The following is a 24429-nucleotide window of genomic DNA, read 5'->3' as shown; positions in this document are numbered from 1 at the left end:
GGCAAGCCATTTTTTACCAATGGTTGGCACGACGCACATATTTGTATATTTCATGCTTTATTCGTATATCTAATTCTAATAGCTGGCATTATTAGTGCGCAGTTTGATGATAAAAATGAACACACAACGTAACCTTACTCTAGACATGATTATTATGGCACCCTCACGTCAGCTCGCCAGTAACCTGATTAATTAATTTGTCATTATGGATAGATAGCATTACATCTCATTGGACGAGAAAACATCAGTACCTTGAACTGCTAACACTAAACACTGGTTTTAATATAGAACGAACATTCTCTTCTTCTTTTTCTGCGTTACTCAGCCACCCTTTTCGATAATATCAAAGCCTATAAAACAAACACTTTCGCACTATCGGTTTGATAGAAAACCAGCGGCGACGATGACGCCACATTCCAGTGTTGACACCTTTGAGATAAGGCCCTTTTGATGCGTTAGAGGCAGCTCACGCGTGGGAAAATGGTCTCCATAAGAATTATAGCCTCAAGACAACCACACAAACTTTGTAACATTTAACGACATTCATTAATCTTGCGCTAATCTGTTAACTAAGGCAGAACTTAGCGAGCCCAACGCCCTACAGCCTTACACTCTCTTGTTTACAGCGATTGTACAGAAATCGGAAAGATTGACACTGATTCGAGAGCGTCATACCATAAATTGAATGATAAGTATTATCATTTAAACCATACAATTAGCCTCGAGGACTTTGAATGAATTCGTCTCGACACTCTCTTTCCGTTTTTTTCTATACCTTCGTCTGGTTGTTTTGCAGTGCATTGACCTTATCGCCCGTACACGCTGCTGATAAATTCCGTGTTGTAACAACCTCGACGATTATTCAGGATATGGCACAAAACGTTGCTGGCGATGCCGCGACGGTAGTCTCCATCGCCAAAGCCGGCGCGGATATCCATGATTATCAACCCACACCGCGAGATATTGTCAAAACTCAGTCGGCCCAACTGATCTTGTGGAATGGGATGAATCTGGAGCGCTGGTTCACACGCTTTTTTGAGAACATAAAAAACGTACCTGCCGTCGTAGTAACCGAAGGCATCACGCCTCTTCCCATCCGAGAAGGCCCTTACAATGGCAATCCGAATCCTCACGCATGGATGTCCCCCACTAACGCACTGATCTACGTCGAGAATATTCGTCAGGGGCTAGTAAAGTACGACCCTGCCCATGCAGATACTTATAACGAGAACGCCCGCATGTATTCCGAAAAAATTAGAGCCATGGATGCCCCACTGCGCGAGCGACTCGCGCGCATTCCAGCGGAGCAGCGCTGGTTAGCGACCAGCGAAGGCGCATTTAGCTATCTCGCCAAGGATTACCATCTGAACGAGATCTATCTCTGGCCGATCAATGCTGATGAGCAAGGCTCGCCGCAGCAGGTTCGCCGGGTGATCGATCAGGTCCGTCAAAAACACATTCCCGTTATTTTCAGCGAAAGCACCGTTTCCGATAAACCAGCACGCCAGGTAAGTAAAGAAACCGGCGCCAAATACGGCGGAGTGTTATATGTCGACTCTCTGTCCACTCAAGACGGACCGGTTCCCAGTTATCTGGACCTGCTTCGGGTCACGGTCGATACCATCGCTAAAGGATTCGAACGATGAATCAATCGGCAGAGGCAACAACTGATCAGCTGTCGTTGGAGGTACAGTCCGTTTCTGTCACTTACAATAACGGTCACCAGGCTATCCGAGATGCCTCCTTTTCATTGACCGACGGCACGATTTGCGCGTTGGTCGGTGTCAATGGAAGCGGTAAATCCACTCTGTTTAAAAGCATTATGGGACTAGTGAAGCCCACCAGCGGAGAGGTAAAACTTAATCGGCAACCTATCGCTTCCGCACTGAAACAAAACCTGATTGCCTATGTACCGCAAACAGAGGAAGTTGACTGGAATTTTCCAGTACGCGTTTACGACGTCGTCATGATGGGCCGCTATGGGAAGATGAACTTCCTGCGAATACCGGGAGCGAAAGATAAAGCTATCGTTGCGGAGGCGCTTGAACGTGTCGGGCTTTCTAGCCTACGCGAACGTCAAATCGGCGAGCTGTCCGGCGGCCAGAAAAAACGAGTTTTTCTCGCGAGGGCGCTGGCTCAACAGGGGAGCGTTTTATTGCTCGACGAACCGTTTACCGGCGTAGATGTTCAAACGGAAAATGCCATCGTCGACCTGCTACGCGCTTTACGGACAGAAGGTCATCTCATCCTTGTCGCCACCCACAATCTCGGCAGCGTGCCGGAGTTCTGCGACCAGGTCATTTTGGTCAATCAAACCGTTCTCGCCTCAGGTCCCACTCATAGCACGTTTACGCAGTCCAATCTGGAGAAAACCTTTGGCGGTGTACTTCGTCATATCAACTTGGGGGGGGCCAATCTGCACGCTGACGACGATAGTCGCTGCGTAACGGTATTAACGGATGACGAACGTCCCGCCGTGTTTTACGGTTCGACCAAAAGCGATCCACCGACGTTTAGCCAGCAGCCGGGGGAGAAAAAAACGCCATGAGCGAATTACTCCTTCCCTTTAGCTACGACTACATGGTGAAAGCCATCTGGGTCAGCGCGATGGTCGGCGCCGTCTGCGCGTTCCTCTCCGCCTACCTGATGCTCAAGGGCTGGTCTTTAATGGGCGACGCCCTGTCCCATTCGGTCGTGCCGGGCGTCGCCGGCGCCTACGCGCTGGGGCTGCCTTATGCGGCTGGCGCGTTTTTTAGCGGAATGCTGGCCGCATTGGCCATGACGTTCGTCAGACAAATAACGCGCCTGAAAGAAGATGCTATTATTGGCTTTATTTTTTCGACTTTTTTCGCCATAGGGCTACTGATCATCTCGCTCAACCCAACGTCCATCAATGTCCAGTCAATTATCTTTGGCAATATTCTGGGCATTGCTGATGAAGACGCTTTGCAGGTATTGGTGATCATTGTCGTCACCTTCCTCATATTATGTCTGCGGTGGAAAGATTTACTGGCGGTGTTTTTCGATGAAAACCATGCCAGTTCGCTTGGCTTGTCGCCGATGAGACTGAAAATACTGTTTTTTACCTTGTTGAGCGCCTGCACCGTCGCCGCACTACAGACCGTAGGCGCGATTCTCGTCATTGCTATGGTAATTACGCCGGGCGCGACGGCGTATCTGCTGACCGACAGATTTGGTTACCTGATTTTAATCTCCATCGCCGTAGGAACCCTGACGAGCGCGATGGGCGCCTATATCAGTTTCTTCCTTGACGGCGCCACCGGCGGCGTTATCGTCACGCTACAAACGCTGGTGTTCCTGATAGCTTTTGTGTTTGCGCCAAAACATGGCGTGCTGGCTGCGCGTCGCCAACGCAGACGGGCCAGCCGGGGAGAGAACCTATGAGTCTGATACATTGGATTACCGACCCGCTGAGCTACCCTTTTATGCAACGCGCCCTGCTGGCGGCGGTCATCACTGGCGTTGTTTGCGCCGTCCTGTCCTGCTACCTGGTGCTGAAGGGCTGGTCTTTAATGGGAGATGCGATTTCCCACGCCGTGCTGCCGGGGATTGTGCTGGCCTTTTTACTCGGCATGCCACTGGCGATAGGGGCTTTCGCCTCCGGCCTCTTCTGCGCAGTCGCCACCGGCTATGTAAAGACCCATTGTCGGGTGAAGGAAGATACCGTTATGGGGATTATTTTCTCCGGTATGTTCGCGCTGGGACTTGTGATGTTTGCGCGTGTCGACAGCGACCAGCATCTTACCCATATCCTGTTTGGCAACGTGCTGGGGATTTCAGCGAGTGACTTATGGCAAATCGTCATTATCGCTGCCGGCACATTGACGATCGTGCTGCTGCGCCGCCGGGACTTCATGTTGTACTGTTTCGATCCTAACCACGCCCGCGTGATCGGACTGCCGGTTAAATGGCTGCACTATGGGCTGCTGTGCCTACTGTCGCTGACTATCGTCGCGTCTTTACAGGCCGTCGGCGTGATTCTGGTGATCGCCATGCTGATCGCCCCCGGTATCATCGCCTATATGCTCTGCAAGACGTTTGACCGCATGCTGATTATCGCGACCACAATATCCGTTTTATCGTGCGTATCCGGCACGCTGGTGAGCTTTTATATCGATGGCGCAACCGGTCCGTGCATCGTCATTATTCAGGCATGTCTGTTTGCCGTCGCGCTGAGCTATCACCAAGTGAAGTCTCGCCGCCCACGCAGCCGCGTTTAATCGCAAAAATTCAGAATGCCGACAGTGACAAAAGATGACGGTTGGCGGTATGGTGAATCCAGCGCCGTATATTTAACCCAAACTTTCATTGCCCTGCCCGTCGTCAGTCCAAACGCATCATAGCGATGGACGGCGACGGTGACGAGCTCCAGAGGACATAAACCGCTAACGTAACGATATATCGCGTCATTCCAACAGGAGGTTTCTCTATGTGGCACTCGATCGGTCAATTATTGGCAGAGCATTTGGGGCCGGGAGAATTACGGGATCGCAGGGAACTGCCAGGCGGAGAAATTCATTCCGCATGGTATCTCCGTTATGGCAAGCACGACGTCTTTATCAAAAGTGACTCACGGGAAATGCTGCCGAAATTCCGGGCGGAAGCGGAACAGCTCGAACTACTGGCCCGCAGCGAAACGGTGCACGTTCCTAAGGTATATGGCGTCGGCAGCCACCGAGACACCAGCTTCCTTCTCCTGCAATATATCGAATTCAGGCCGCTGGATGCGCACGGCGCTTGGCGTCTCGGCGAACAGCTGGCGCGCCTGCACCAGTGGAGCGAACAACTCCTGTTTGGCTTTGACTTCGATAACGACCTCTCCACCACCCCGCAGCCGAATGCCTGGCGCCGCCGCTGGTCCAGTTTTTTTGCCGAACAACGAATCGGCTGGCAACTGCAACTGGCGGCAGAAAAAGGGATGTCTTTCGGAGATATCGATGCGTTGGTGACCGTTGCAGAACAGAANCTGTCTGGCCACCAGCCGCCGCCGTCGCTGCTGCATGGCGATTTGTGGTCTAACAACTGGGGGAACAGCGCGGGTGGCGTGTATTTGTTCGACCCAGCCTGTTATTGGGGCGATCGGGAGTGCGATCTGGCGATGCTGCCGCTCTATCCGGAACTGCCGCCGCAAATCTATGACGGTTACCAGAATGTTTGGCCGCTGGAGAAAGGGTTTGTGGAACGGCAACCGATTTACCAGATTTACACTTTGCTCAATCGCGCGAATTTGTTCGGTGGTAAGTGCATCGCTGCGGCGCAGCAGGCGATCGAAGCACAGCTACAGGCAGCGGATATGGCGTGAGTCGGGCTGCTCCCCGACTCGCGTCATCAGGCGATCAAACCGATAACTTTGAGCACGACATAGCCAATGACGCCGACGATAATCGGCAATATGTACAGCGGGAAGAACTGCAACAGAATGGTATGACGCGGAAGTTTGACCCGGTTTTCCAGCTCGTCACGGGTTTTGCCGTCGTTGCCTTTTGCGTTTTCCAGGATCATCTGATCCTCCAGCCCCTCACGAATATGTTTCACCCGACGAGAAAGGCGCGCACCGGAGACCTGCATCGCTAACCCGACAAAGATTAAAATATAAATAAGCCAGAACATCAGAGTCGGCGAGGAGAATAATCGGCTAAAGTCCGGCACCGGCGAGTTATACCAAAAGAGATTGAGAAACGGCGTATTGAAGCGAAGCACTTCCACGACCAGGTGCAAAAAGTCTTGCATGACCCCATTAATCCCCTGCTTTCTCTCCGTGAAGTCATAAATGACATTCGCCAGCGAAATGATCGTAGAAAGCACGGCCGGAATAAAAATGAGCCATCCCGCAATACGTTTGACCACGGCGATGAGGCCTGCCTGTTGATACGTCATGAGTTCCCCTTGATGAGTGACGCAGCCTAAATATCTCGATGAGATAACACATAGTGTAGACACATAAAAACCGTTAGCAGGGTACTTCAGGTTTCCAGCGAGTCAACGTTTTCTTGCGGGATGGCCTTTTGAAGCAATGATTTAGCGTATAACTGGTTTATAATTGCAATTCTTTTCGATTTTGTTTCCATCACAGGAGCCCAGCCCTATGCCTGCCATTTACCCTATTAACGCGGCCATTTTCGATATGGACGGATTGCTGATCGACTCCGAGCCGTTCTGGGAGCGTTCGATACACGAGGTCATCAGCGGATTGGGCGTGGATATGTCATCAACCGATGGCATGCCGGACCTGCTGGGCCTGCGCATCGATATGGTAGTTGCACTCTGGTATCAGCACTCCCCTTGGAAAGGCCCGAGCAAAGAAGAGGTCACCACCCGCATTATCAAACGTACCATTCAGTGCGTGGAAGAAGCCCGTCCTTTGTTACCCGGTGTGGAGCAGGCGTTGCAACTGTGCCGCAGTCAAAATCTGAAGATTGGTCTGGCTTCCGCCTCCCCGCTGTTTATGTTGGAGCAGGTGCTGGAGATGTTTAATCTGCGGGATTATTTCGATACGCTGATGTCCGCCGATCAACTCCCCTATAGCAAGCCACATCCCGAAGTTTATCTGCGCGCGGCGCAGGCGCTGGACGTATCCCCACTCGCCTGCGTCACACTGGAAGATTCGGTCAATGGCATGATCGCGACCAAGGCCGCCCGCATGCGTTCTATCGTCGTTCCGGCAGCAGAGATGCGCCACGNCCCGCGTTGGGCATTAGCTGACGTTAAACTGGCGTCGCTGCAAGAGCTCACCGCGGCCCACATTTACTGAACAACTCTGCGGTGCTCCGTCAACCCGAAGCACCCGTCAATCCTGTTCCTCTTTATCCTTCCCATCCCTGTTTTCCTTACAGAAAATAGGGATGTCATCCGCATCGTCAAAAAAGATTTTAACAAGTATATCAAACTGTTAATGAGAACGAATTTGCTTCTCTTTTCACATTTTTTATCCCGCCGATATGCTACGCTTACTATCGATATATCACCAATACAACGGAGATGGTTTCATGATGATGAAAGCAGCAGTTGCAAAAGCCTTCGGACAGCCTCTGGTTATCGAGCAGGTGCCGGTACCGGAAGTGGGTCCAGGTCAGATATTGGTTAAAATTGCCGCCACCGGCGTATGCCACACCGATCTCCACGCCGTAGAAGGTGACTGGCCGGTCAAACCCAATCCGCCATTTATTCCGGGCCACGAAGGTGTGGGACACGTGGTGAAAGTCGGCGCGGGCGTCACTCACCTGAAAGAAGGCGATCGCGTGGGCGTTCCCTGGCTGTATTCCGCCTGTGGACACTGTGACTACTGTTTGGACGGTTGGGAAACGCTGTGTGAAAAACAGCAGAACTCCGGATACTCCGTCAACGGAAGCTTCGCAGAATACTGCCTCGCCGATGCCAACTATGTCGGTATCCTGCCGGACGACGTCGAGTTTAATGAAATCGCCCCGATCCTATGCGCAGGCGTAACCGTTTATAAAGGTCTTAAAATGACCGACACAAAACCGGGCGACTGGGTCGTTATCTCCGGTATCGGCGGTCTGGGTCATCTGGCTGTTCAGTACGCGAAGGCGATGGGCCTAAACGTCGCAGCCGTCGATATCGACGATAGCAAGCTGGAGTTCGCCAAACGTCTGGGCGCGACCGTCACCGTCAACGCGAAAAACACCGATCCGGTGGCCTATCTGAAAAAAGAAATCGGCGGCGCGCACGGCGTTCTGGTCACCGCAGTTTCTCCGAAAGCATTCGAGCAGGCCATCGGCATGGCCCGCCGCGGCGGTACCATCGCTCTGAACGGCCTACCGCCGGGTAAATTCGACCTGTCGATCTTCGACATGGTGCTGGACGGCATTACCGTTCGCGGTTCCATCGTTGGGACGCGTAAAGACCTGCAAGAGTCACTAGACTTCGCCAGCAAAGGCAAAGTGAAAGCGAATATCGCCGTTGAACCGCTGGAAAATATCAACGACATTTTCGCTCGCATGCATGCCGGTAAGATTGAAGGCCGTATCGTCGTCGATCTGTCGCTGTAATCGTCTCTTCCCCGTGGATTCACCACGGGGATACCTCTTTTCCTGCCGCCCAGGCCCCTACGTTCCCGCTTACCAACCTCACAATAACGGCTTCAAATCGCCTGTTTACGAAGCCTGATATCATAAAGAGTTACGCCGTCACGCCTTTAACCTCTCGTCGCAATATTTTATACTGTATAAAATGACAGCCTCCAGAGATATCGCATGACCGCCGAAGGCCACCTTCTATTCGCTGTTGCCAGCGCCATTTTCGCCAAAAAAGCAGAGCTTTCTCCCGCCCTTGCAGCCGGAGACTGGTGGCATATTATCCCTGCGGCCATGTTGACCTCGTTGTTGCCGGATATCGACCACCCTAAATCAGTATTGGGACAACGTTTGAAGTGGATCTCTGTCCCGGTAGCGCGCCTGTGTGGACATCGCGGCTTTACTCACAGCCTGTTAGCCATCATCGCCGGGCTGTACTTTATCCACACTCAGCTCCCCGCGAGTTGGCCTGTGCCCGGCGACGTCTACCACGCCATGATAGTGGGCTATCTCAGCCATATCGTTGCGGATATGCTGACGTCTGCAGGCGTACCGCTACTATGGCCGTGCCGCTGGCGATTCCGCTTCCCTATATTACAAAGCCAAAAAGGCAATCAGCTGGAACGGATGCTATGTTCAGGGCTGATTGTGCTGTCGTTATGGCAGCCCCAGAAGTCGCTGGAAAGCTGGAACTATCCTCAACCACCGAAATGGCTCCAGGGCCTTAGCATACAACTCCACCAGCTACTCACCCCACAACGCAGCACCTCACTGCGTTTTTAGGTGCAACCTGCCCAGTTTGCCGGTAACACCCGTTGAAAAGACCTGTTATTCTAGCGCGCTTGCCTCCTCGGCCGGGGAGCAAGATAAAAGATAACCAACGAGGGAGAAGTGGAGATGAATCTTCCGCTCATACTGAATGTCATTGTTTTCGCCCTGCTACTGATTGCGCTGAATTACTGCGGCAACGCGCGCTGGAGTCTGGCGAAGAAAGTGCTGCTGGGTCTGGTGCTAGGCGTGTTGTTAGGCCTGGGATTGCACCTGGTCTACGGCAATAATGCACCCGTGATTGCACAGTCGATTGCCTGGTTCAATATCGTCGGCAATGGCTATGTCCAACTACTGCAAATGGTCGTCATGCCGCTGGTCTTTGTGTCTATTCTAAGCTCGGTGGCGAAGCTGCATAACGCCTCGTCGCTGGGAAAAATCAGCCTGCTGACCATCGGCACGCTGCTTTTCACTACGCTGATTGCCGCGCTGGTCGGGGTTTTCGTCACCAACCTGTTCGGACTTAACGCCTCAGGGCTGGTGCAAGGCGCTCAGGAAACGGCTCGACTGTCTGCAATTGAGAACAACTACGCCGGTAAGGTCGCCGATCTCTCCGTACCGAATTTAATCCTGTCGCTTCTCCCCAAGAATCCGTTCGCGGATCTGACCGGCGCCAGTCCGACAGCCATTATCAGCGTGGTCATCTTCGCCGCGTTTCTGGGGGTCGCCGCGCTCCAACTGCTGAAAGATGACGCTGAAAAAGGCCAACAGGTCTTGATCGCCATCGATACTCTTCAGTCATGGGTGATGAAGCTGGTGCGACTGGTCATGCGTCTGACGCCTTACGGCGTGCTGGCGTTGATGACCAAGATGGTGGCCAGCTCCAACCTACAGGAGATCATCAAGCTCGGCAGCTTTGTGGTTGCTTCTTATCTGGGACTGGCCATGATGTTCGTCGTTCACGCCCTGCTGCTCTCGCTGACCGGCATCAACCCGGCTCGCTTCTTCCGTAAAGTTGGCCCGGTACTGTCCTTTGCCTTTACCAGCCGCTCCAGCGCGGCCACTATCCCACTGAGTATTGAAGCGCAAACCCGACGTCTGGGCATCCCGGAGTCTATCGCTAGTTTCGCCGCCTCGTTCGGCACCACCATCGGTCAAAACGGTTGTGCGGGGTTGTATCCGGCCATGCTGGCGGTGATGGTCGCACCAACGGTGGGCATCAACCCGCTGGACCCGGTTTGGATCGCCACGCTGGTGGGCATCGTGACCATCAGTTCCGCCGGCGTGGCTGGCGTGGGCGGCGGCGCGACCTTCGCGGCATTGATCGTCCTGCCCGCGATGGGGCTTCCGGTCACGCTGGTGGCTCTGCTTATTTCAATCGAACCCCTGATTGATATGGGGCGTACCGCGTTGAACGTCAGCGGCTCGATGACGGCGGGAACGGTGACTAGTCAGTTACTGAAGCAAACCGACAAACAGGTGTTTAATTCGCGGGAAGACGTGGAATTAAAGCAGCAGTAAGTTTGATCTTTCGCGTTTAAAAACCAAAAAGCCGAACAAGATGTTCGGCTTTTTTTGTTGCTCGACCCAGGTTAGCTTTGAGGATGAGTATCGTATTCCTGACAGCTTTGGAAGCCTTTATTCAGGACATGACCCGTTTCATCGAAGCTGACGAAGTAGTACTGTATTTTCTTGTCTTTTGTCCCCAGGATATAGGTATTACAGGTACCACGAGCATTAATCATTGTGGCCTGGGTAGAAGCTGGGCCTGCGATTTGATTGACCTGTTGTTTGGTCATCCCTTTTTTGACGTCTTTTACCACCGGCTTGGTGAAATAATTCTCTGCACGGTCATATGCCGTACAACCAGAAAGGAGCACCAGCCCTGCAGCAATACACATTAATAATCGATTCTTGTTCATTGCATTACCTCTTTTGGTATTAGTTAGTTTAAGGCTAGATGGCAAAAGGCGGTTTTTCAACCCGACGTCAATGCTTTAATGACCTGATAATGGGTAAGAAAATAGGTCTCCCTGGGCAATCCTAGCCCGTTCGCTTATTCTTTTACTCCGTGGGAAGTCACGTTAAACTGAGACAATCCTATTAATTATGCTGCCGTATCAATAAGTTCAGGAGAGGCGAAATGTCACTACAGCAGAGCATCATTCAGGCACTAGGCGTCAAAAACACGATTGACCCCGCACAGGAAGTCCGAGTCAGCGTTGATTTTTTAAAGAATTATCTCAAGGCCCATCCTTTCGTCAAAAGCTTGGTGCTCGGCATCAGCGGCGGCCAGGATTCCACGTTGACGGGCAAAGTCTGCCAAATGGCCATCACAGAGCTTCGCGCAGAGACCGGCAACTCGGCGTATCAGTTTATCGCTGTTCGCCTTCCCTATGGCGTACAGGCTGACGAGCAGGACTGTCAGGACGCAATTCAGTTTATCCAGCCGGACCGCGTCTTGACCATCAATATTAAACCTGCCGTAGATGCCAGCGAAGCGACGCTCCGAGAACTCGGCATTGAGCTGTCTGATTTTGTGAAGGGCAACGAAAAGGCGCGTGAGCGCATGAAAGCGCAATACAGCATCGCCGGAATGAATGCCGGGCTGGTCGTCGGAACGGATCATGCAGCAGAAGCCGTTACCGGCTTTTTTACCAAATACGGTGATGGCGGAACGGATATTAACCCGATCTTCCGGTTGAACAAACGTCAAGGTAAGTCCCTATTGAAACTTCTCGGGTGCCCTTCCCATCTTTATACCAAAGCCCCGACTGCCGACCTGGAAGAAGATCGTCCTGCATTACCTGATGAAGTTGCTTTGGGCGTCACCTACGAGAGTATTGACGACTATCTCGAAGGTAAGAAAATCGATCGGCGCGACGCAGCGATCATTGAGGACTGGTACCGCAAAACGGAGCATAAACGCCGTCCGCCGATTACCGTTTTCGACGATTTCTGGAAATAACAGAACTTCAACTGCATCAAAATCAGTGTCCTCTCTGAAACTTTTACGGCAGCCAGGCTGCCGTTTTCTTTTCTGTGCGTCCCGTAGGCTTCAAGTCATACAATTGCGACTACACTGTGAGTCAAAGTTCTAACGTGAGATAACTATGATGCGCCGCCCTCCACCGGGTAAACGAATTCAGCGCGAGATTCGCACTGTCGGACAAATGATCAAACTGTATGCCAAATCTCATCCCGTTCTCGATGGCAATGACCACTACACGGTGCTGTTTCGCTATGCGATCAACCGTCTCAATAAATGTTATTTCGGGGAAGAAAAACCGGCCTGCAAGCAGTGTCCAATCCACTGTTATCAACCGACCAAACGTGAAATGATGAAACTCATCATGCTTTGGTCAGGACCGAGAATGCTGCTGCACCATCCCGTGCTTGCTCTCAAGCATCTTTGGGACGATCGCCGTCCGGTACCGGAAATTCCGCGAGCCAGGACGAAAACGCCACGTTTACAGGACGGCTTTCCAGAGGATTCCGTAAAAGAAAAAGGCCGCTAAAGCGGCCTTTTCGTTTACTTACAACTTACTCAGTCTTTAGGTGAAGCATTCTCAACCCGACTTTTTAACTTCTGCCCCGGACGGAATGTGACCACACGGCGCGCCGTAATCGGAATATCCTCGCCTGTTTTTGGGTTACGTCCCGGCCGTTGGTTTTTGTCTCGCAGGTCGAAATTGCCAAAACCTGACAACTTGACTTGCTCGCCATTTTCCAAGGCACGACGAACTTCTTCAAAAAACAACTCGACTAGCTCTTTGGCATCCCGTTTACTCAGCCCAAGCTTTTCAAACAGGTATTCTGACATTTCAGCTTTTGTAAGCGCCATAGGTTTAATCCCTCAAGGATGCTTGGAATCGCTGTTTCAATGCTGCCACGCATTTCGTGACTGTGGCGGCAATTTCCTCTTCTGCCAGTGTACGAGCGGTATCCTGCAATACCAGACTAATAGCCAGACTCTTATATCCGTCTTCTACGCCCTTGCCCCGGTACACATCAAACAAGTTTACGCCAACTAACTGATTTGCGCCAACTTTCTTGCACTCAGCCAGAATATCTCCTGCAGGCACGTTTTCAGCGACCACAACGGCGATATCGCGACGGTTAGCCGGGAAGCGAGAAACATCAGCCGCTTCGGGCACAACACGGTCTGAAATTTTGTCCCAAAGCACTTCAAATACGACGGTGCGACCGTTCAAATCCAACTTCCGTTCCAGTTCTGGATGAATAACACCAATGAAACCAATGTGTTGCCCATCCAGGTAGATCGCGGCGCTTTGACCTGGGTGTAGCGCAGGATTCGCTTCAGCTCTGAACTCGACGGCGGAAAGTTTACCCGTCAAAGCCAGCACAGCTTCAAAATCACCTTTTAAATCATAGAAGTCAACTGGCTGTCGTGCCAGGTCCCAATGCTCTTCATATCGGGAACCTGTGATCACACCTGCTAACATCATTTCCTGACGGATACCCTGCTCCGCGTCTCTATCGGGCACAAAACGCAATCCGCTCTCAAAAATACGGATACGNCTCTGTTGACGATTCTGGTTATAAACGACTGCGCCCAGCAAACCAGTCCACAGCGATAAGCGCATAGCGGACATATCAACCGAGATAGGGCTAGGCAGAATCAGCGCTTCTTCGCCAGGATGTACCAGTGCCTGAATTTTTGGATCAACAAAGCTATAGGTAATCGCTTCCTGATAGCCGTGGTCCACCAGCATGGTCTTAACGCGTTTCAGAGAAAGATGAGCTTCACGGTGGCTCGTCATTTTCAACGGTGCCAGCGCAGCTTCGTTAGGAATATTGTCGTAGCCGTAGATACGAGCGACTTCCTCAACCAGATCTTCTTCAATCTCCATATCGAAACGCCAGCTCGGCGCGGTCGCCTGCCAGCCGTCGGCGGTACGCGTTACCTGGCAGCCCAGACGTTCGAGAATATCGCTCACCTTGTCGTCAGCAATATGATGGCCGATCAGGCGATCTAATTTTTCACGACGCAGCGCAATCGTAGCGCGAGCAGGCAGGTTTTTATCGTGCGTCACATCAATTACCGGGCCGGCTTCGCCGCCGCAAATATCCAGCAGCAAACGCGTGGCGCGTTCCATGGCTTGAGATTGCAGCTCTGGATCAACGCCACGCTCATAACGATGAGAAGCGTCCGTGTGTAAGCCGTAGCGGCGCGCGCGACCGGTGATCGCCAACGGATTGAAGAAGGCGCATTCCAGCAAAACGTCCTGCGTTTCTTCATTCACCCCCGAGTGCTCGCCACCGAAAATACCGGCCATTGCCAGTGCTTTGCTGCTATCGGCAATAACCAGCGTTTCTGCGTTCAGCTTCGCATCGTTACCGTCCAACAGACGCAACATTTCGCCTTCCTGCGCGGTGCGAACCGTGATGTTCCCGTCCAGACGGGCAAGATCAAACGCGTGCATCGGCTGGCCAAGTTCCAACAGAACGTAGTTGGTGACATCGACAACCGGATCGATGGAGCGGATACCGCAGCGACGCAGTTTTTCACGCATCCACAGCGGTGTGGACGCTTTCACATTGATCCCTTTCACCACGCGGCCGAGGTAACGAGGACAAGCTTCCGGGGCTTCGACACTGATAGGGAAAGTGTCAGTGATTGTCGGTTCGACGGGCGTGATTTCCGGCGCGTTGAAGGCAACACCATTTAACACGGCGACGTCACGCGCGACGCCTTGCAGGCTAAGACAGTCCGCTCGGTTAGGCGTTACGCTAATCTCGATAATGTTGTCATCCAGATTCAGATACTCGCGCAGGTCAGTCCCAATCGGCGCATCAGCGGGCAGTTCCAGAATTCCGTTATGGTCGTCGGCAATGCCCAATTCAGAGAAGGAGCACAGCATCCCTTCAGACGGTTCACCACGAAGCTTGGCGGCTTTAATCTTGAAATCGCCCGGCAATACCGCGCCGATGGTCGCCACCGCCACTTTCAAACCTTTACGGCAGTTAGGCGCGCCACAGACGATATCCAGCAGTCGTTCGCCGCCTACATTCACTTTGGTGACGCGCAGTTTGTCGGCATTAGGATGCTGTTCACACTCGACCACTTCACCCACAAACACACCGTTAAACGCACCGGCGGCAGGCTCTACGCCGTCAACTTCCAGACCGGCCATAGTGATTTGTTCAGATAAGGCTTCGCTGCTGATAGCTGGGTTAACCCATTCCCGTAACCAGAGTTCACTGAATTTCATAATGCTATTCCTGCCTTATTTAAACTGTTTGAGGAAGCGTAAATCGTTTTCAAAAAAAGCGCGCAGATCGGTCACGCCGTAGCGCAGCATGGTCAGTCGTTCCATCCCCATGCCGAATGCGAAACCGGAATACACGTCCGGATCGATGCCAACATTGCGCAGAACATTCGGATGCACCATCCCACAGCCCAGAACTTCGAGCCATTTACCGTTTTTTCCCATGNCGTCCACTTCGGCGGACGGTTCGGTGAACGGGAAATACGAAGGACGGAAGCGAACCTGTAAATCTTCCTCAAAGAAGTTACGCAGAAAATCGTGCAGTGTGCCCTTCAGGTGGGTAAAGCTGATGTTTTTATCCAGAATCAGTCCTTCCATCTGATGGAACATCGGGGTATGTGTCTGGTCGTAATCGTTACGGTAAACGCGGCCCGGCGCGATGATGCGAATAGGCGGTTGCTGCTTTTCCATCGTTCGGATCTGCACGCCGGAGGTTTGTGTCCGCAACAGGCGTTTGGCATCAAACCAAAACGTATCGTGGTCGGCGCGAGCGGGATGGTGGCCGGGGATGTTCAGCGCGTCGAAGTTATGATAATCATCTTCTATCTCGGGTCCCGATACGACGGAGAAACCCAGCTCGCCAAAGAAGGTTTCAATGCGGTCGATGGTGCGCGTAATCGGGTGCAGACCGCCATTTTCGATAGTTCGTCCCGGCATTGATACATCAATGGTTTCCGCAGCAAGGCGAGCATTCAGTTCAGCGCTTTCCATTGCCTGTTTACGGGCATTCAGCGCCTCCTGAACTTCCTGCTTGGCCTGGTTGATTACAGCACCCGCTGCAGGACGCTCTTCAGCAGGCAGCTCGCGCAGCGAGGTCATCTGAAGGGTTAAGTGACCTTTTTTGCCCAGGTATTCCACGCGCACAGTTTCCAATGCGGCGATATCCTGCGCCTCTTCTATGGCTGTTCTGGCTTTAGCAACCAGTTCTGCGAGATGTTGCATTACATTCCTCTTCTTCTGCCTCTACGGCCACGGTGATGATTGGAAAAGTATGATTCTCAGTGCATCTGATAGTACGACTTGTATGGTCCTGGGCCTTTCCCTGACCAATAAAAAAGCCTCCACAAGGGAGGCTTAAGCGCTACTTTTCGTTTCTTTTCTTACGCGCAAAGCCTCCTGAGTTCAGGCGCTAAAGTAAAAAAAGAAACGGAAAATAGCAGTTTTCATACTTGCGTTACCTTGTCGTTATTTATCTCTGAGGGGGCTAAGCGCTGCGTTCAATTATTTCAAAGCTGATGAAAAATAATCGACGAGGCTCATGAGCTAAAAATCAAAAGAGGGAGCAAGCCCCCTCTTCTAACCGGCTTACGCCAGAGCTGCTTTCGCTTTTTCAACCAGTGCGCTGAAGGCCACTTTATCGAAAACGGCGATATCAGAAAGAATCTTACGGTCAATTTCAACAGAGGCTTTTTTCAGGCCATTGATGAATTTGCTGTAGGACAAACCGTTCTGACGGGCTGCTGCGTTGATACGTGCAATCCACAGCTGGCGGAACTGACGTTTCCGCTGACGACGGTCGCGGTACGCGTACTGACCAGCTTTGATTACTGCCTGGAAGGCAACACGATAAACGCGCGAACGGGCACCGTAGTAACCTTTCGCTTGTTTTAATACTTTCTTGTGACGTGCACGAGCAACCACACCACGTTTTACGCGAGCCATATGCTCTCTCCTAAAATCTTATTCTGAATGAAAAGGTAACTTATGCGTAAGGCAGACAACGTATGACCAGACCCAGATCGCCTTTGGCAACTTGAGCTTTAGGACGCAGATGACGTTTACGTTTAGTCGCTTTTTTGGTCAGAATATGACGCAGGTTAGCATGCTTACGCTTAAAACCACCGCCGGCGGTTTTCTTAAAGCGTTTAGCGGCGCCACGTACTGTTTTGATCTTTGGCATTGTTATTTCCACTTCGCATTGTTAATAAAACGAATCAGATAAGGCGAACGAAACCGCGCTACGCAAGCATAGCGCGGACTCGATTACTTGAATGCCTTACTGTTTCTTCTTCGGTGCAAGCACCATGATCATCTGACGGCCTTCAATCCTCGATGGGAAAGATTCCACGACTGCCAGTTCACTCAGATCGTCTCGAACGCGGTTAAGCACTTCGATACCAATCTGTTGGTGCGCCATTTCACGTCCACGAAAACGCAGAGTAATTTTGGCTTTGTCACCGTCTTCCAGAAAGCGAATCAGGTTGCGTAGTTTGACCTGATAGTCGCCATCATCGGTACCAGGCCGGAATTTGATTTCCTTGACCTGAATAACTTTTTGTTTCTTCTTCTGCTCTTTAGTGGCCTTACTCTTCTCATAGAGGAACTTGCCGTAATCCATGATTCGGCAAACCGGCGGTTCGGCGTTCGGGCTGATTTCTACTAAATCAACGCCTGCTTCTTCGGCTTTTTCTAGCGCTTCATTCAGGCTGACAATACCGATCTGTTCGCCATCGACGCCAGTTAGGCGTACCTCTTGTGCGCGAATTTCTTTGTTGATGCGATTAGGACGCGCCGGTTGAACTCGTTTTCCGCCTTTAATACCTTATTCCTCCAATTGATGAAGACTACGGCTGCGAATCTCTTGTTGCAGCTTACTGATAACTTCGCTGACATCCAGACTCCCCAAATCTTTGCCGCGGCGTGTGCGGACAGCAACTTTACCTGCTTCCACTTCTTTATCGCCACAGACCAGCATATAGGGAACACGCCGCAATGTGTGCTCGCGGATTTTAAAGCCAATCTTCTCATTTCTCAAGTCTGCTTTGACGCGAATGCCCGCTTCTTGCAATTTTTGGGTCAATTCGCTGACATAATCAGACTGACTGTCGGTGATATTCATAATCACCACCTGTACCGGAGCTAACCAGGTCGGGAAGAATCCCGCAAACTCTTCGGTAAGAATACCGATAAAGCGCTCCATTGAGCCCAGTATAGCCCGGTGAATCATTACCGGGACCTGACGTTCGTTGTTTTCGCCAACATAAGACGCACTTAGACGGTTCGGCAATGAAAAGTCGAGCTGTACAGTACCACACTGCCACGCACGATCCAGGCAGTCATGTAACGTAAACTCGATTTTAGGACCATAAAAAGCCCCTTCTCCCGGCTGATATTCAAATGGAATATCATTTTCAGCCAGCGCCGCCGCCAGATCCTCTTCCGCACGGGTCCACGTTTCATCGGAACCAATACGTTTTTCCGGACGGGTTGACAGCTTCACCTCGATTTTTTCAAAACCGAAGGTGCTATACATGTCATAAACCATTTTAATACAGTTATTGACCTCAGAACGAACCTGATCTTCCGTACAGAAGATATGAGCATCATCCTGAGTAAACCCGCGGACACGCATCAGGCCATGCAGAGACCCCGAAGGCTCGTTACGATGGCAGCTACCAAACTCAGCCATGCGCAGCGGCAGATCGCGGTAAGATTTCAATCCCTGATTGAATATCTGTACATGACCCGGGCAGTTCATCGGCTTGATGCAGTATTCCCGGTTTTNAGACGAAGTGGTAAACATTGCGTCTTTGTAGTTGTCCCAGTGTCCGGTTTTTTCCCACAACACCCGGTCCATCATGAACGGACCTTTCACTTCCTGATACTGGTACTCTTTCAGCTTGAGACGAACAAATGCTTCCAACTCACGGAAAACCGTCCACCCGTCGTTGTGCCAGAACACCATACCCGGCGCTTCTTCCTGCATGTGATACAGGTCAAGCTGCTTACCGATCTTACGGTGGTCGCGCTTAGCCGCTTCCTCTAACCGCTGAAGATAAGCATTGAGCTGTTTCTTGTCTGCCCATGCCGTACCGTATATACGCTGCAGCATTTTATTGCTGCTGTCGCCACGCCAATAAGCCCCCGAGGTTTTCTGCAGTTTGAAGTGATGGCAGAAACGCATATTGGGAACGTGCGGCCCACGACACATGTCAACGTATTCTTCATGATGATACAGGCCAGGAAGGTCGTCGTGGCTGATGTTTTCATCCAGAATGGCGACTTTATAGACTTCGCCGCGTGATACGAAAGTATCTCGCGCTTCCTGCCNGCTCGCAGTCTTCTTGATAACGTCGTAGTCTTTATTGGACAGCTCGTGCATCCGCTTTTCGAGCAGTTCCACGTCTTCCTGCGTCAGCGTATGGTCCAGATCGACATCATAGTAGAAACCGTTGTCAATCACCGGGCCGATAGCCATTTTAGTGTCCGGCCATAGCTGTTTGATCGCATGACCCAGCAAATGCGCGCAGGAGTGTCGAATAATTTCCAGACCCGCTTCATCCTTAGCCGTGATGATCGCCAGTTGCGCATCAGACTCAATCAAATCCGTTGCGTCGGTCAGCTCGCCATTAACTCGGCCGGCGATACAGGCTTTGGCCAAACCCGGACCGATATCGAGGGCGACATCAAGAGGAGAGACGGCGTGGTCATAATGACGCTGGCTGCCGTCGGGAAGCGTAATAACAGGCATGATAATTCCCTTATTTGCAGTGGTGACCCACACGCAAGATCACATACAAAAGATAATTGTGTTGATTTCAGTTGTCGGCAGCGTGTTTAACCCACAATTGTTAAAACGCTGCCACGACAGTGATTCATAGCGGGATAACAAAGACGGCAACATCGTTAACGATGTTCGCAGCAAACCCTATTAACCTGACGGCGTAGAGTACCATCATGACCCCGTACATGCCACCCGCGGCGGGAAATGGGCTGATAAAACAGTGGCGTATTCGGCAAGCTGACGGGGATAAGAGGGATAAGTAGACAGCACGGCGAAGCTAACAAGATTCTCGGTATTTTTTGCAAGCGATAAAAAGACAAAATCAGCGGCTATCCCCCTTACTTTGATGTCGGACAGCCGATGAGACACTAAACTCAACGCTCGGGAATAACATTTCTGAAGTAAACGTCAGTATCGTCCTCTTCCTGTTTAGCCTCTTGCACAGGCTCAGTGCTGGGAGGTACAGGGATGAGTGTTTGCATCAAAGCAAGCTGTTTTTTTTGCTGTTTGACGATTTCCTGCAGAAGTCTAATCTGCTCATTTGCTCGCACACTCGCGCGGTTCACGAAGAACCACACCAACAGCGCCAGCAAAATAATCATTATCACCAAAACCATTTCTAACATGTTTGATACCGCCCCACTCATGCTTAAATCCTAGGATGTTTCGACTCAAGGAGCATTTTACCACTTAGCACCTCAGTCATTCGATAACAGCACGATAATTTATCTCTCAAACGGTTAGCGTCACATGTTTATCCTTGGAGCTATACAATCTGCACTCCGGCAAGAAAGACGTATCTGCCATGGCAGATACAAATAACAAAGGCCCCACAGGGCCTTTGTTGAAGATTCAAATCAAGCAGGGATTATTTCAGGTAAGCCCCGCTGCGCAGCGCCTCAATACGTTTGTCCAGCGGAGGGTGCGACAGGAATAGGTCGCTGAATGACTTCGATTTGCCGTTAATGCAAAACGCCATCATGCTGCTCTCTTCCTGAGGTTCATAGCTGGTTTTCAAACGCTGCAACGCCGCAATCATCTTCTCTCGACCCACCAGCTTGGCGGACCCAGCATCCGCATGAAATTCGCGGTAACGGGAGAACCACATCGTGATGATGCTGGCCAGAATACCAAAGACCAATTCCAGCACGGTCGCCACGGCGAAATAGATCAGCGGATTACCGTTGCTGCTCTCACTGTCATCGCGATTACCGGAAAGAAAGCCCGACGCGACTTGAGCCAGCAGACGCGATATAAAGATCACGAAGGTGTTAACAACGCCCTGGATAAGGGTCATAGTCACCATGTCGCCATTAGCCACATGGCTGATTTCGTGTGCGATAACCGCTTCCGCCTCATCGCGACTCATATTCTGGAGCAACCCAGAGCTTACAGCCACCAGGGACGAATTCCGACGAGCTCCGGTGGCGAAGGCGTTGATATCCGGCGCTTGATAGATGGCCACTTGCGGCATGGCAATCCCCACCTGCTGAGACTGTACTCGCACCGTTTCGACTAACCAGCGCTCGGTTTCGTTACGCGGCTGGTCAATCACTTCACCGCCGACGGAGCGCAACGCCATCCATTTCGACATCAGCAATGAAACAATAGCACCGCCAAAGCCAAACAGACCGGCCATAATCATCAAGCCGTAAGCACTACTGGGCCGAATACCCGTTAAGCTAAGTACTAGCCCAAAAACCAACATCACCGCCAGGTTGGTAATTAGGAAAAGCGCAATACGCATCATATAAGTCTGATTTCCTCTCTCAGGCAAAAGCTACAATTGGGATGCAACGCTTATATCGTATGGGCTGCAATGGCTTTTTCAAGCATTCTTGATATCTAAGTTACCTAAACAACATAACTTTACGTTTTCAATTATTGGTGTCGCGCAAAAGGTTATCATCCGTGGAAAATCGAGACGCTACGCAAAAAAAAACATAAAAATTAAGGGTGAGCGACGATTCAACAACAGCGCACACGGAGTTCACACGGCTAAATGACATTAGGCGTTACCCAGCACATCACGCTTTCTTTGTCGACCGCCTGATATAATCACCCAATAACTGTGATTGACTATTAATAGGCAAATCAGGCCTTCTCTACGCCTAACTGGCGAGCAAAGTCGGCGGCTGGCATCGGACGTCCAAACAGATAGCCCTGTGCCTGTTCACATCCTTTATTTCTCAGTCGTTCACACTGCTCCTGCGTTTCCACACCTTCTGCAATGACATCCAGCCTGAAGCTTTTTCCCAGATACAAAATGGCCCTAACGATAGCCGCGTCTGGCGGTGACTCGCACATGGCACGTACGAACGTCTGATCGATCTTGAGACGGGTAACCGGATAGTTCTTCAGCATACTTAGCGACGCGTATCCTGTGCCGTAGTCGTCAAAGGCAATGCTGATACCTTCATTACGCAACTCATTTAGGGGGCTGAGCATATTCTCATCGTATCGGATGATGATGTTTTCGGTGATCTCCAGCTCCAATGCGCTCGGAGGAAGCCCGGTTTTTTCCAGCACAGACCTGATTTTCTGAGATAACATGCCGGAGCGGAACTGCGCTGCGAACAAGTTGATACTGATGCGGAAATTTTCGGCTCCCGCTTTTCGCCATTCCGCCGCCTGTTGACAGGCCTCCTGCACGACCCAATCACCGATGCGCTCCGCCCAAGGACCTTTCTCCAGCGCGGTCAAGAAGGCGCTGGGCGCCAGCACTCCTTTATAGGGATGCTGCCAGCGCAGCAATGCTTCGGCGCCGACAATCTCGTTGTTGATCAAATTCACCTGAGGCTGATAAAACACCTCAAATTCATTTTTTTCATAAGCACGAATGAATTCCAGCTGGAATGCATGTTTGGCTTGAAAGATTTCACGCAGTTCACGCGTGAAAAAACGATAACAGTTACGCCCATCGGCTTTAGCCTGATACAGAGCTAAATCAGCACTGGTTAACAGCTCCTGAGTTGTCGCGCCTTGTGAACGAAACATTACAAGTCCGATACTGGCACTGGTATATACCTGCTTGTCCCCGACGATGACCGTTTGGAAAATATCATGGTTGATTTGCCGGGCCATTTCTCCCGCGACCTGGAGGTCTTCCAACTGCGGAAGCAATATTGCGAATTCGTCGCCGCCCATGCGTGCCACCACATCGCCTTGTCTGACATCAGCCAACAGTTTTTGCGCCACGCTGACCAAAATTTCGTCGCCACTCGCGTGACCCAGGCTGTCGTTAATATCTTTGAAACCGTCCAGATCGACGATCATGAGGCAACCAGACGGATGCTGCTTTAATAGCTGATTCAGCGAGGTAGCCAACAGCGTGCGGTTGATTAGCCCCGTTAGAGGATCCCGATGCGCCTGCAAGAACAGCCTTTCCTGGTAACGCTTGCGTTCAGAGGTATCGCGCAGAATCAGGCTGTAGCTATCGCCCTCACCTTGTTGCCACATTCCAACGGACAGCTCGACGGGCAGCAGCGCGCCACTTTGGGTCACTGCATCCAGCTCAATCCGGCTGCCCTTGGAGCGTGCCGTTTCATCAGTAGACAAATGGTGCAACTGCACAATAAACATATCCGGCACGACGCTGCTAATATGTTGTCCTACTATCTGCTCTCTGGAATATTCCAACAGATTTTCGGCAGCTTCATTCCAGAAAGTAATAATGCCCTGATGATTCACACACAGGATAGCGTCGGGGGACAGCCGGGCCACTCGCTCAAAGCTTGCCTGACCCGTTTTTCTGGCCACATCGAGACGCCGCATTTCCAGCTTATCCATAACCAACGTAGACAAATCCTGCAAATTGTGAGCATCGCGCGCGCTCAAACCGATACGCGGCTTGAAGTCGACAATATTCAGCGTGCCGATAGTTTGACCGAGAGGCGATCGCAACGGTATACCGGCATAAAACCGAATTTGTGGAGCACCGGTCACCATTGGATTATTTTTGAATCGGGGATCTCGACGCGCATCCGGCACGACCAAGATGCCTTTCTTTTGGATGGCATAGTTGCAAAAGGAATCTTCCTGGGCCATTTGGCAAACGGAAAACCCCACGCTTGCTACGAAGAGTTGACGCTCTTTGTCCAGAATGGAGATAGCAACGACGGGGACATTGAATACGTTCGCGGCCAATTTGATCAGATTCTCCAGATCGGAGTCATCAGACAACGGGCCGTCGATGCCATACTCACGCACCGCATCAAGTCGGCTGTTCACATTTTTTTTGTTCACTGGGGCTCGACTCATGGGGGTTCCCCTTACTGTTCCATTGTTGTTATTGTCGTCAATACTGATCATCGCGGTGAACGATAATAGGATGAACTAGCGCTCCTGAACGCGGTTTGATAAAGCGACATACGCCGCTCAAATCAAAACAGTGTTCCTAAGACACGGTTTCTTACCAGCCCGGTTCTATTTCCTTTCTGGCAAAAAACGTTCTGCTTCATATATAGAATTCTTATTCTCACAATAAAGAATAGCAAATCACCGCCACTCAGTGAGTGGCGCCTGAAGAATTTGTATCTATGCCCTAAATCCCGACAAAATATGATCAATATTGACCAGGGTACGTTCTAATTCCACCCGCAATGCTTCAAAGTAATTTGATACTAGGCCATTCGTCATATTCATTCGAGGAGCGCACCGTGGCTTTGCGAGCAGGCTCGGAAATCAAAGGCGATGATAATGGAAGTCGTCATTGGCCGACGAGTTTAGGACGCCAACCCGTACGGTAGCGTGCGAGCAAATGCCGAGTCGTTGCAACTGTCGAGGCGAGATGATGAGGAGGTTTGCCGTA

General features: G+C 51.3%; 24 protein-coding genes and 1 other annotated feature. Of the genes, 11 read left to right on the top strand and 13 right to left on the bottom strand.

The window, feature by feature from the left end:
* Nucleotides 1–734 precede the first annotated feature (734 nt).
* From RZ35_RS05545 to RZ35_RS05525, 5 genes are all read left to right on the top strand, one after another.
* Complete coding sequence (locus RZ35_RS05545) at nucleotides 735–1646, top strand: metal ABC transporter substrate-binding protein (RefSeq protein WP_026742402.1); 912 nt, start codon at nucleotides 735–737, stop codon at nucleotides 1644–1646.
* On the top strand, nucleotides 1643–2548 hold the full coding sequence (locus RZ35_RS05540) for a manganese/iron ABC transporter ATP-binding protein (protein ID WP_036152766.1): 906 nt from the start codon (nucleotides 1643–1645) through the stop codon (nucleotides 2546–2548). Before RZ35_RS05545 ends, RZ35_RS05540 begins: the two co-directional genes overlap by 4 nt.
* Nucleotides 2545–3405 (top strand): metal ABC transporter permease, encoded by an 861-nt coding sequence (locus tag RZ35_RS05535; RefSeq protein WP_026742400.1) that lies wholly within the window; start codon nucleotides 2545–2547, stop codon nucleotides 3403–3405. Before RZ35_RS05540 ends, RZ35_RS05535 begins: the two co-directional genes overlap by 4 nt.
* Nucleotides 3402–4241 (top strand): metal ABC transporter permease, encoded by an 840-nt coding sequence (locus tag RZ35_RS05530; RefSeq protein ID WP_026742399.1) that lies wholly within the window; start codon nucleotides 3402–3404, stop codon nucleotides 4239–4241. Before RZ35_RS05535 ends, RZ35_RS05530 begins: the two co-directional genes overlap by 4 nt.
* Before the next feature lie 209 nt (nucleotides 4242–4450).
* Nucleotides 4451–5323 (top strand): fructosamine kinase family protein, encoded by an 873-nt coding sequence (locus RZ35_RS05525; RefSeq protein ID WP_026742398.1) that lies wholly within the window; start codon nucleotides 4451–4453, stop codon nucleotides 5321–5323.
* Between the two features lie 26 nt (nucleotides 5324–5349).
* On the opposite strand, the gene RZ35_RS05520 is transcribed toward RZ35_RS05525, so the two are convergent.
* A complete protein-coding gene (locus RZ35_RS05520) occupies nucleotides 5350–5898 on the bottom strand; it encodes a YniB family protein (protein WP_026742397.1) in 549 nt (182 codons plus the stop codon).
* 208 nt (nucleotides 5899–6106) lie between these two features.
* Between RZ35_RS05520 and hxpB the strand changes: the two genes are divergently transcribed.
* The 4 genes from hxpB (at nucleotide 6107) to RZ35_RS05500 (ending at nucleotide 10343) form a co-directional block, all read left to right on the top strand.
* A complete protein-coding gene (hxpB, locus tag RZ35_RS05515; RefSeq protein WP_026742396.1) occupies nucleotides 6107–6772 on the top strand; it encodes a hexitol phosphatase HxpB in 666 nt (221 codons plus the stop codon).
* Between the two features lie 241 nt (nucleotides 6773–7013).
* Nucleotides 7014–8030 carry an alcohol dehydrogenase AdhP gene (gene adhP, locus RZ35_RS05510; protein ID WP_026742395.1) on the top strand — a complete coding sequence of 339 codons (1017 nt, stop codon included), beginning with the start codon at nucleotides 7014–7016 and terminating at the stop codon, nucleotides 8028–8030.
* Nucleotides 8031–8234: 204 nt separating this feature from the next.
* Nucleotides 8235–8837, top strand: a complete 603-nt coding sequence (locus tag RZ35_RS05505) for a metal-dependent hydrolase (RefSeq protein ID WP_026742394.1) — start codon at nucleotides 8235–8237, stop codon at nucleotides 8835–8837.
* 114 nt (nucleotides 8838–8951) lie between these two features.
* On the top strand, nucleotides 8952–10343 hold the full coding sequence (locus RZ35_RS05500) for an L-cystine transporter (RefSeq protein WP_026742393.1): 1392 nt from the start codon (nucleotides 8952–8954) through the stop codon (nucleotides 10341–10343).
* A 71-nt stretch (nucleotides 10344–10414) separates the two neighbouring features.
* Here the strand turns inward: RZ35_RS05500 and osmE are convergent, their stop codons facing one another.
* Nucleotides 10415–10744: an osmotically-inducible lipoprotein OsmE gene (osmE, locus tag RZ35_RS05495; protein ID WP_026739355.1), complete on the bottom strand. Its 330-nt coding sequence runs from the start codon at nucleotides 10742–10744 to the stop codon at nucleotides 10415–10417.
* A 221-nt stretch (nucleotides 10745–10965) separates the two neighbouring features.
* On the opposite strand from osmE, the gene nadE reads away from it, so the two are divergent.
* Nucleotides 10966–11790 (top strand): ammonia-dependent NAD(+) synthetase, encoded by an 825-nt coding sequence (nadE, locus tag RZ35_RS05490; RefSeq protein ID WP_026742392.1) that lies wholly within the window; start codon nucleotides 10966–10968, stop codon nucleotides 11788–11790.
* 148 nt (nucleotides 11791–11938) lie between these two features.
* Nucleotides 11939–12340, top strand: a complete 402-nt coding sequence (locus RZ35_RS05485; protein WP_026742391.1) for a nitrous oxide-stimulated promoter family protein — start codon at nucleotides 11939–11941, stop codon at nucleotides 12338–12340.
* Between the two features lie 29 nt (nucleotides 12341–12369).
* Here RZ35_RS05485 and ihfA read toward each other — a convergent pair whose 3' ends face one another.
* From ihfA to RZ35_RS05435, 11 genes are all read right to left on the bottom strand, one after another.
* Nucleotides 12370–12666: an integration host factor subunit alpha gene (gene ihfA, locus RZ35_RS05480; protein ID WP_026739352.1), complete on the bottom strand. Its 297-nt coding sequence runs from the start codon at nucleotides 12664–12666 to the stop codon at nucleotides 12370–12372.
* Between the two features lie 4 nt (nucleotides 12667–12670).
* Nucleotides 12671–15058 (bottom strand): phenylalanine--tRNA ligase subunit beta, encoded by a 2388-nt coding sequence (pheT, locus tag RZ35_RS05475; protein ID WP_026742390.1) that lies wholly within the window; start codon nucleotides 15056–15058, stop codon nucleotides 12671–12673.
* A 15-nt stretch (nucleotides 15059–15073) separates the two neighbouring features.
* Nucleotides 15074–16057: a phenylalanine--tRNA ligase subunit alpha gene (gene pheS, locus RZ35_RS05470; protein ID WP_026742389.1), complete on the bottom strand. Its 984-nt coding sequence runs from the start codon at nucleotides 16055–16057 to the stop codon at nucleotides 15074–15076.
* A 106-nt stretch (nucleotides 16058–16163) separates the two neighbouring features.
* Nucleotides 16164–16287, bottom strand: a sequence feature (Phe leader region).
* Complete coding sequence (gene pheM, locus RZ35_RS17930; RefSeq protein ID WP_123225455.1) at nucleotides 16238–16282, bottom strand: pheST operon leader peptide PheM; 45 nt, start codon at nucleotides 16280–16282, stop codon at nucleotides 16238–16240. It overlaps the preceding feature by 45 nt.
* Nucleotides 16288–16420: 133 nt before the next feature.
* Complete coding sequence (gene rplT / locus RZ35_RS05465; protein WP_026739349.1) at nucleotides 16421–16777, bottom strand: 50S ribosomal protein L20; 357 nt, start codon at nucleotides 16775–16777, stop codon at nucleotides 16421–16423.
* 40 nt (nucleotides 16778–16817) lie between these two features.
* A complete protein-coding gene (gene rpmI / locus RZ35_RS05460) occupies nucleotides 16818–17015 on the bottom strand; it encodes a 50S ribosomal protein L35 (RefSeq protein WP_026739348.1) in 198 nt (65 codons plus the stop codon).
* A 96-nt stretch (nucleotides 17016–17111) separates the two neighbouring features.
* Nucleotides 17112–17654: a translation initiation factor IF-3 gene (gene infC / locus RZ35_RS17235; protein WP_071999762.1), complete on the bottom strand. Its 543-nt coding sequence runs from the start codon at nucleotides 17652–17654 to the stop codon at nucleotides 17112–17114.
* 3 nt (nucleotides 17655–17657) lie between these two features.
* Entirely contained in the window at nucleotides 17658–19586 is a 1929-nt protein-coding gene (thrS, locus tag RZ35_RS05450) for a threonine--tRNA ligase (RefSeq protein ID WP_026742387.1), read from the bottom strand.
* Nucleotides 19587–19993: 407 nt separating this feature from the next.
* Entirely contained in the window at nucleotides 19994–20266 is a 273-nt protein-coding gene (locus RZ35_RS05445) for a YebO family protein (RefSeq protein WP_026742386.1), read from the bottom strand.
* Nucleotides 20267–20487: 221 nt separating this feature from the next.
* Complete coding sequence (gene htpX, locus RZ35_RS05440; RefSeq protein ID WP_026742385.1) at nucleotides 20488–21369, bottom strand: protease HtpX; 882 nt, start codon at nucleotides 21367–21369, stop codon at nucleotides 20488–20490.
* Between the two features lie 344 nt (nucleotides 21370–21713).
* Entirely contained in the window at nucleotides 21714–23879 is a 2166-nt protein-coding gene (locus RZ35_RS05435; protein WP_026742384.1) for a sensor domain-containing phosphodiesterase, read from the bottom strand.
* Nucleotides 23880–24429 lie beyond the last annotated feature (550 nt).

It is taken from the genome of Lonsdalea quercina subsp. quercina, assembly GCF_000688655.1.
Lineage (GTDB): Bacteria > Pseudomonadota > Gammaproteobacteria > Enterobacterales > Enterobacteriaceae > Lonsdalea > Lonsdalea quercina.
The sequence above is the reverse complement of the archived record's forward strand: the minus strand, read 5'-3'. Positions and strand labels throughout refer to the sequence as shown.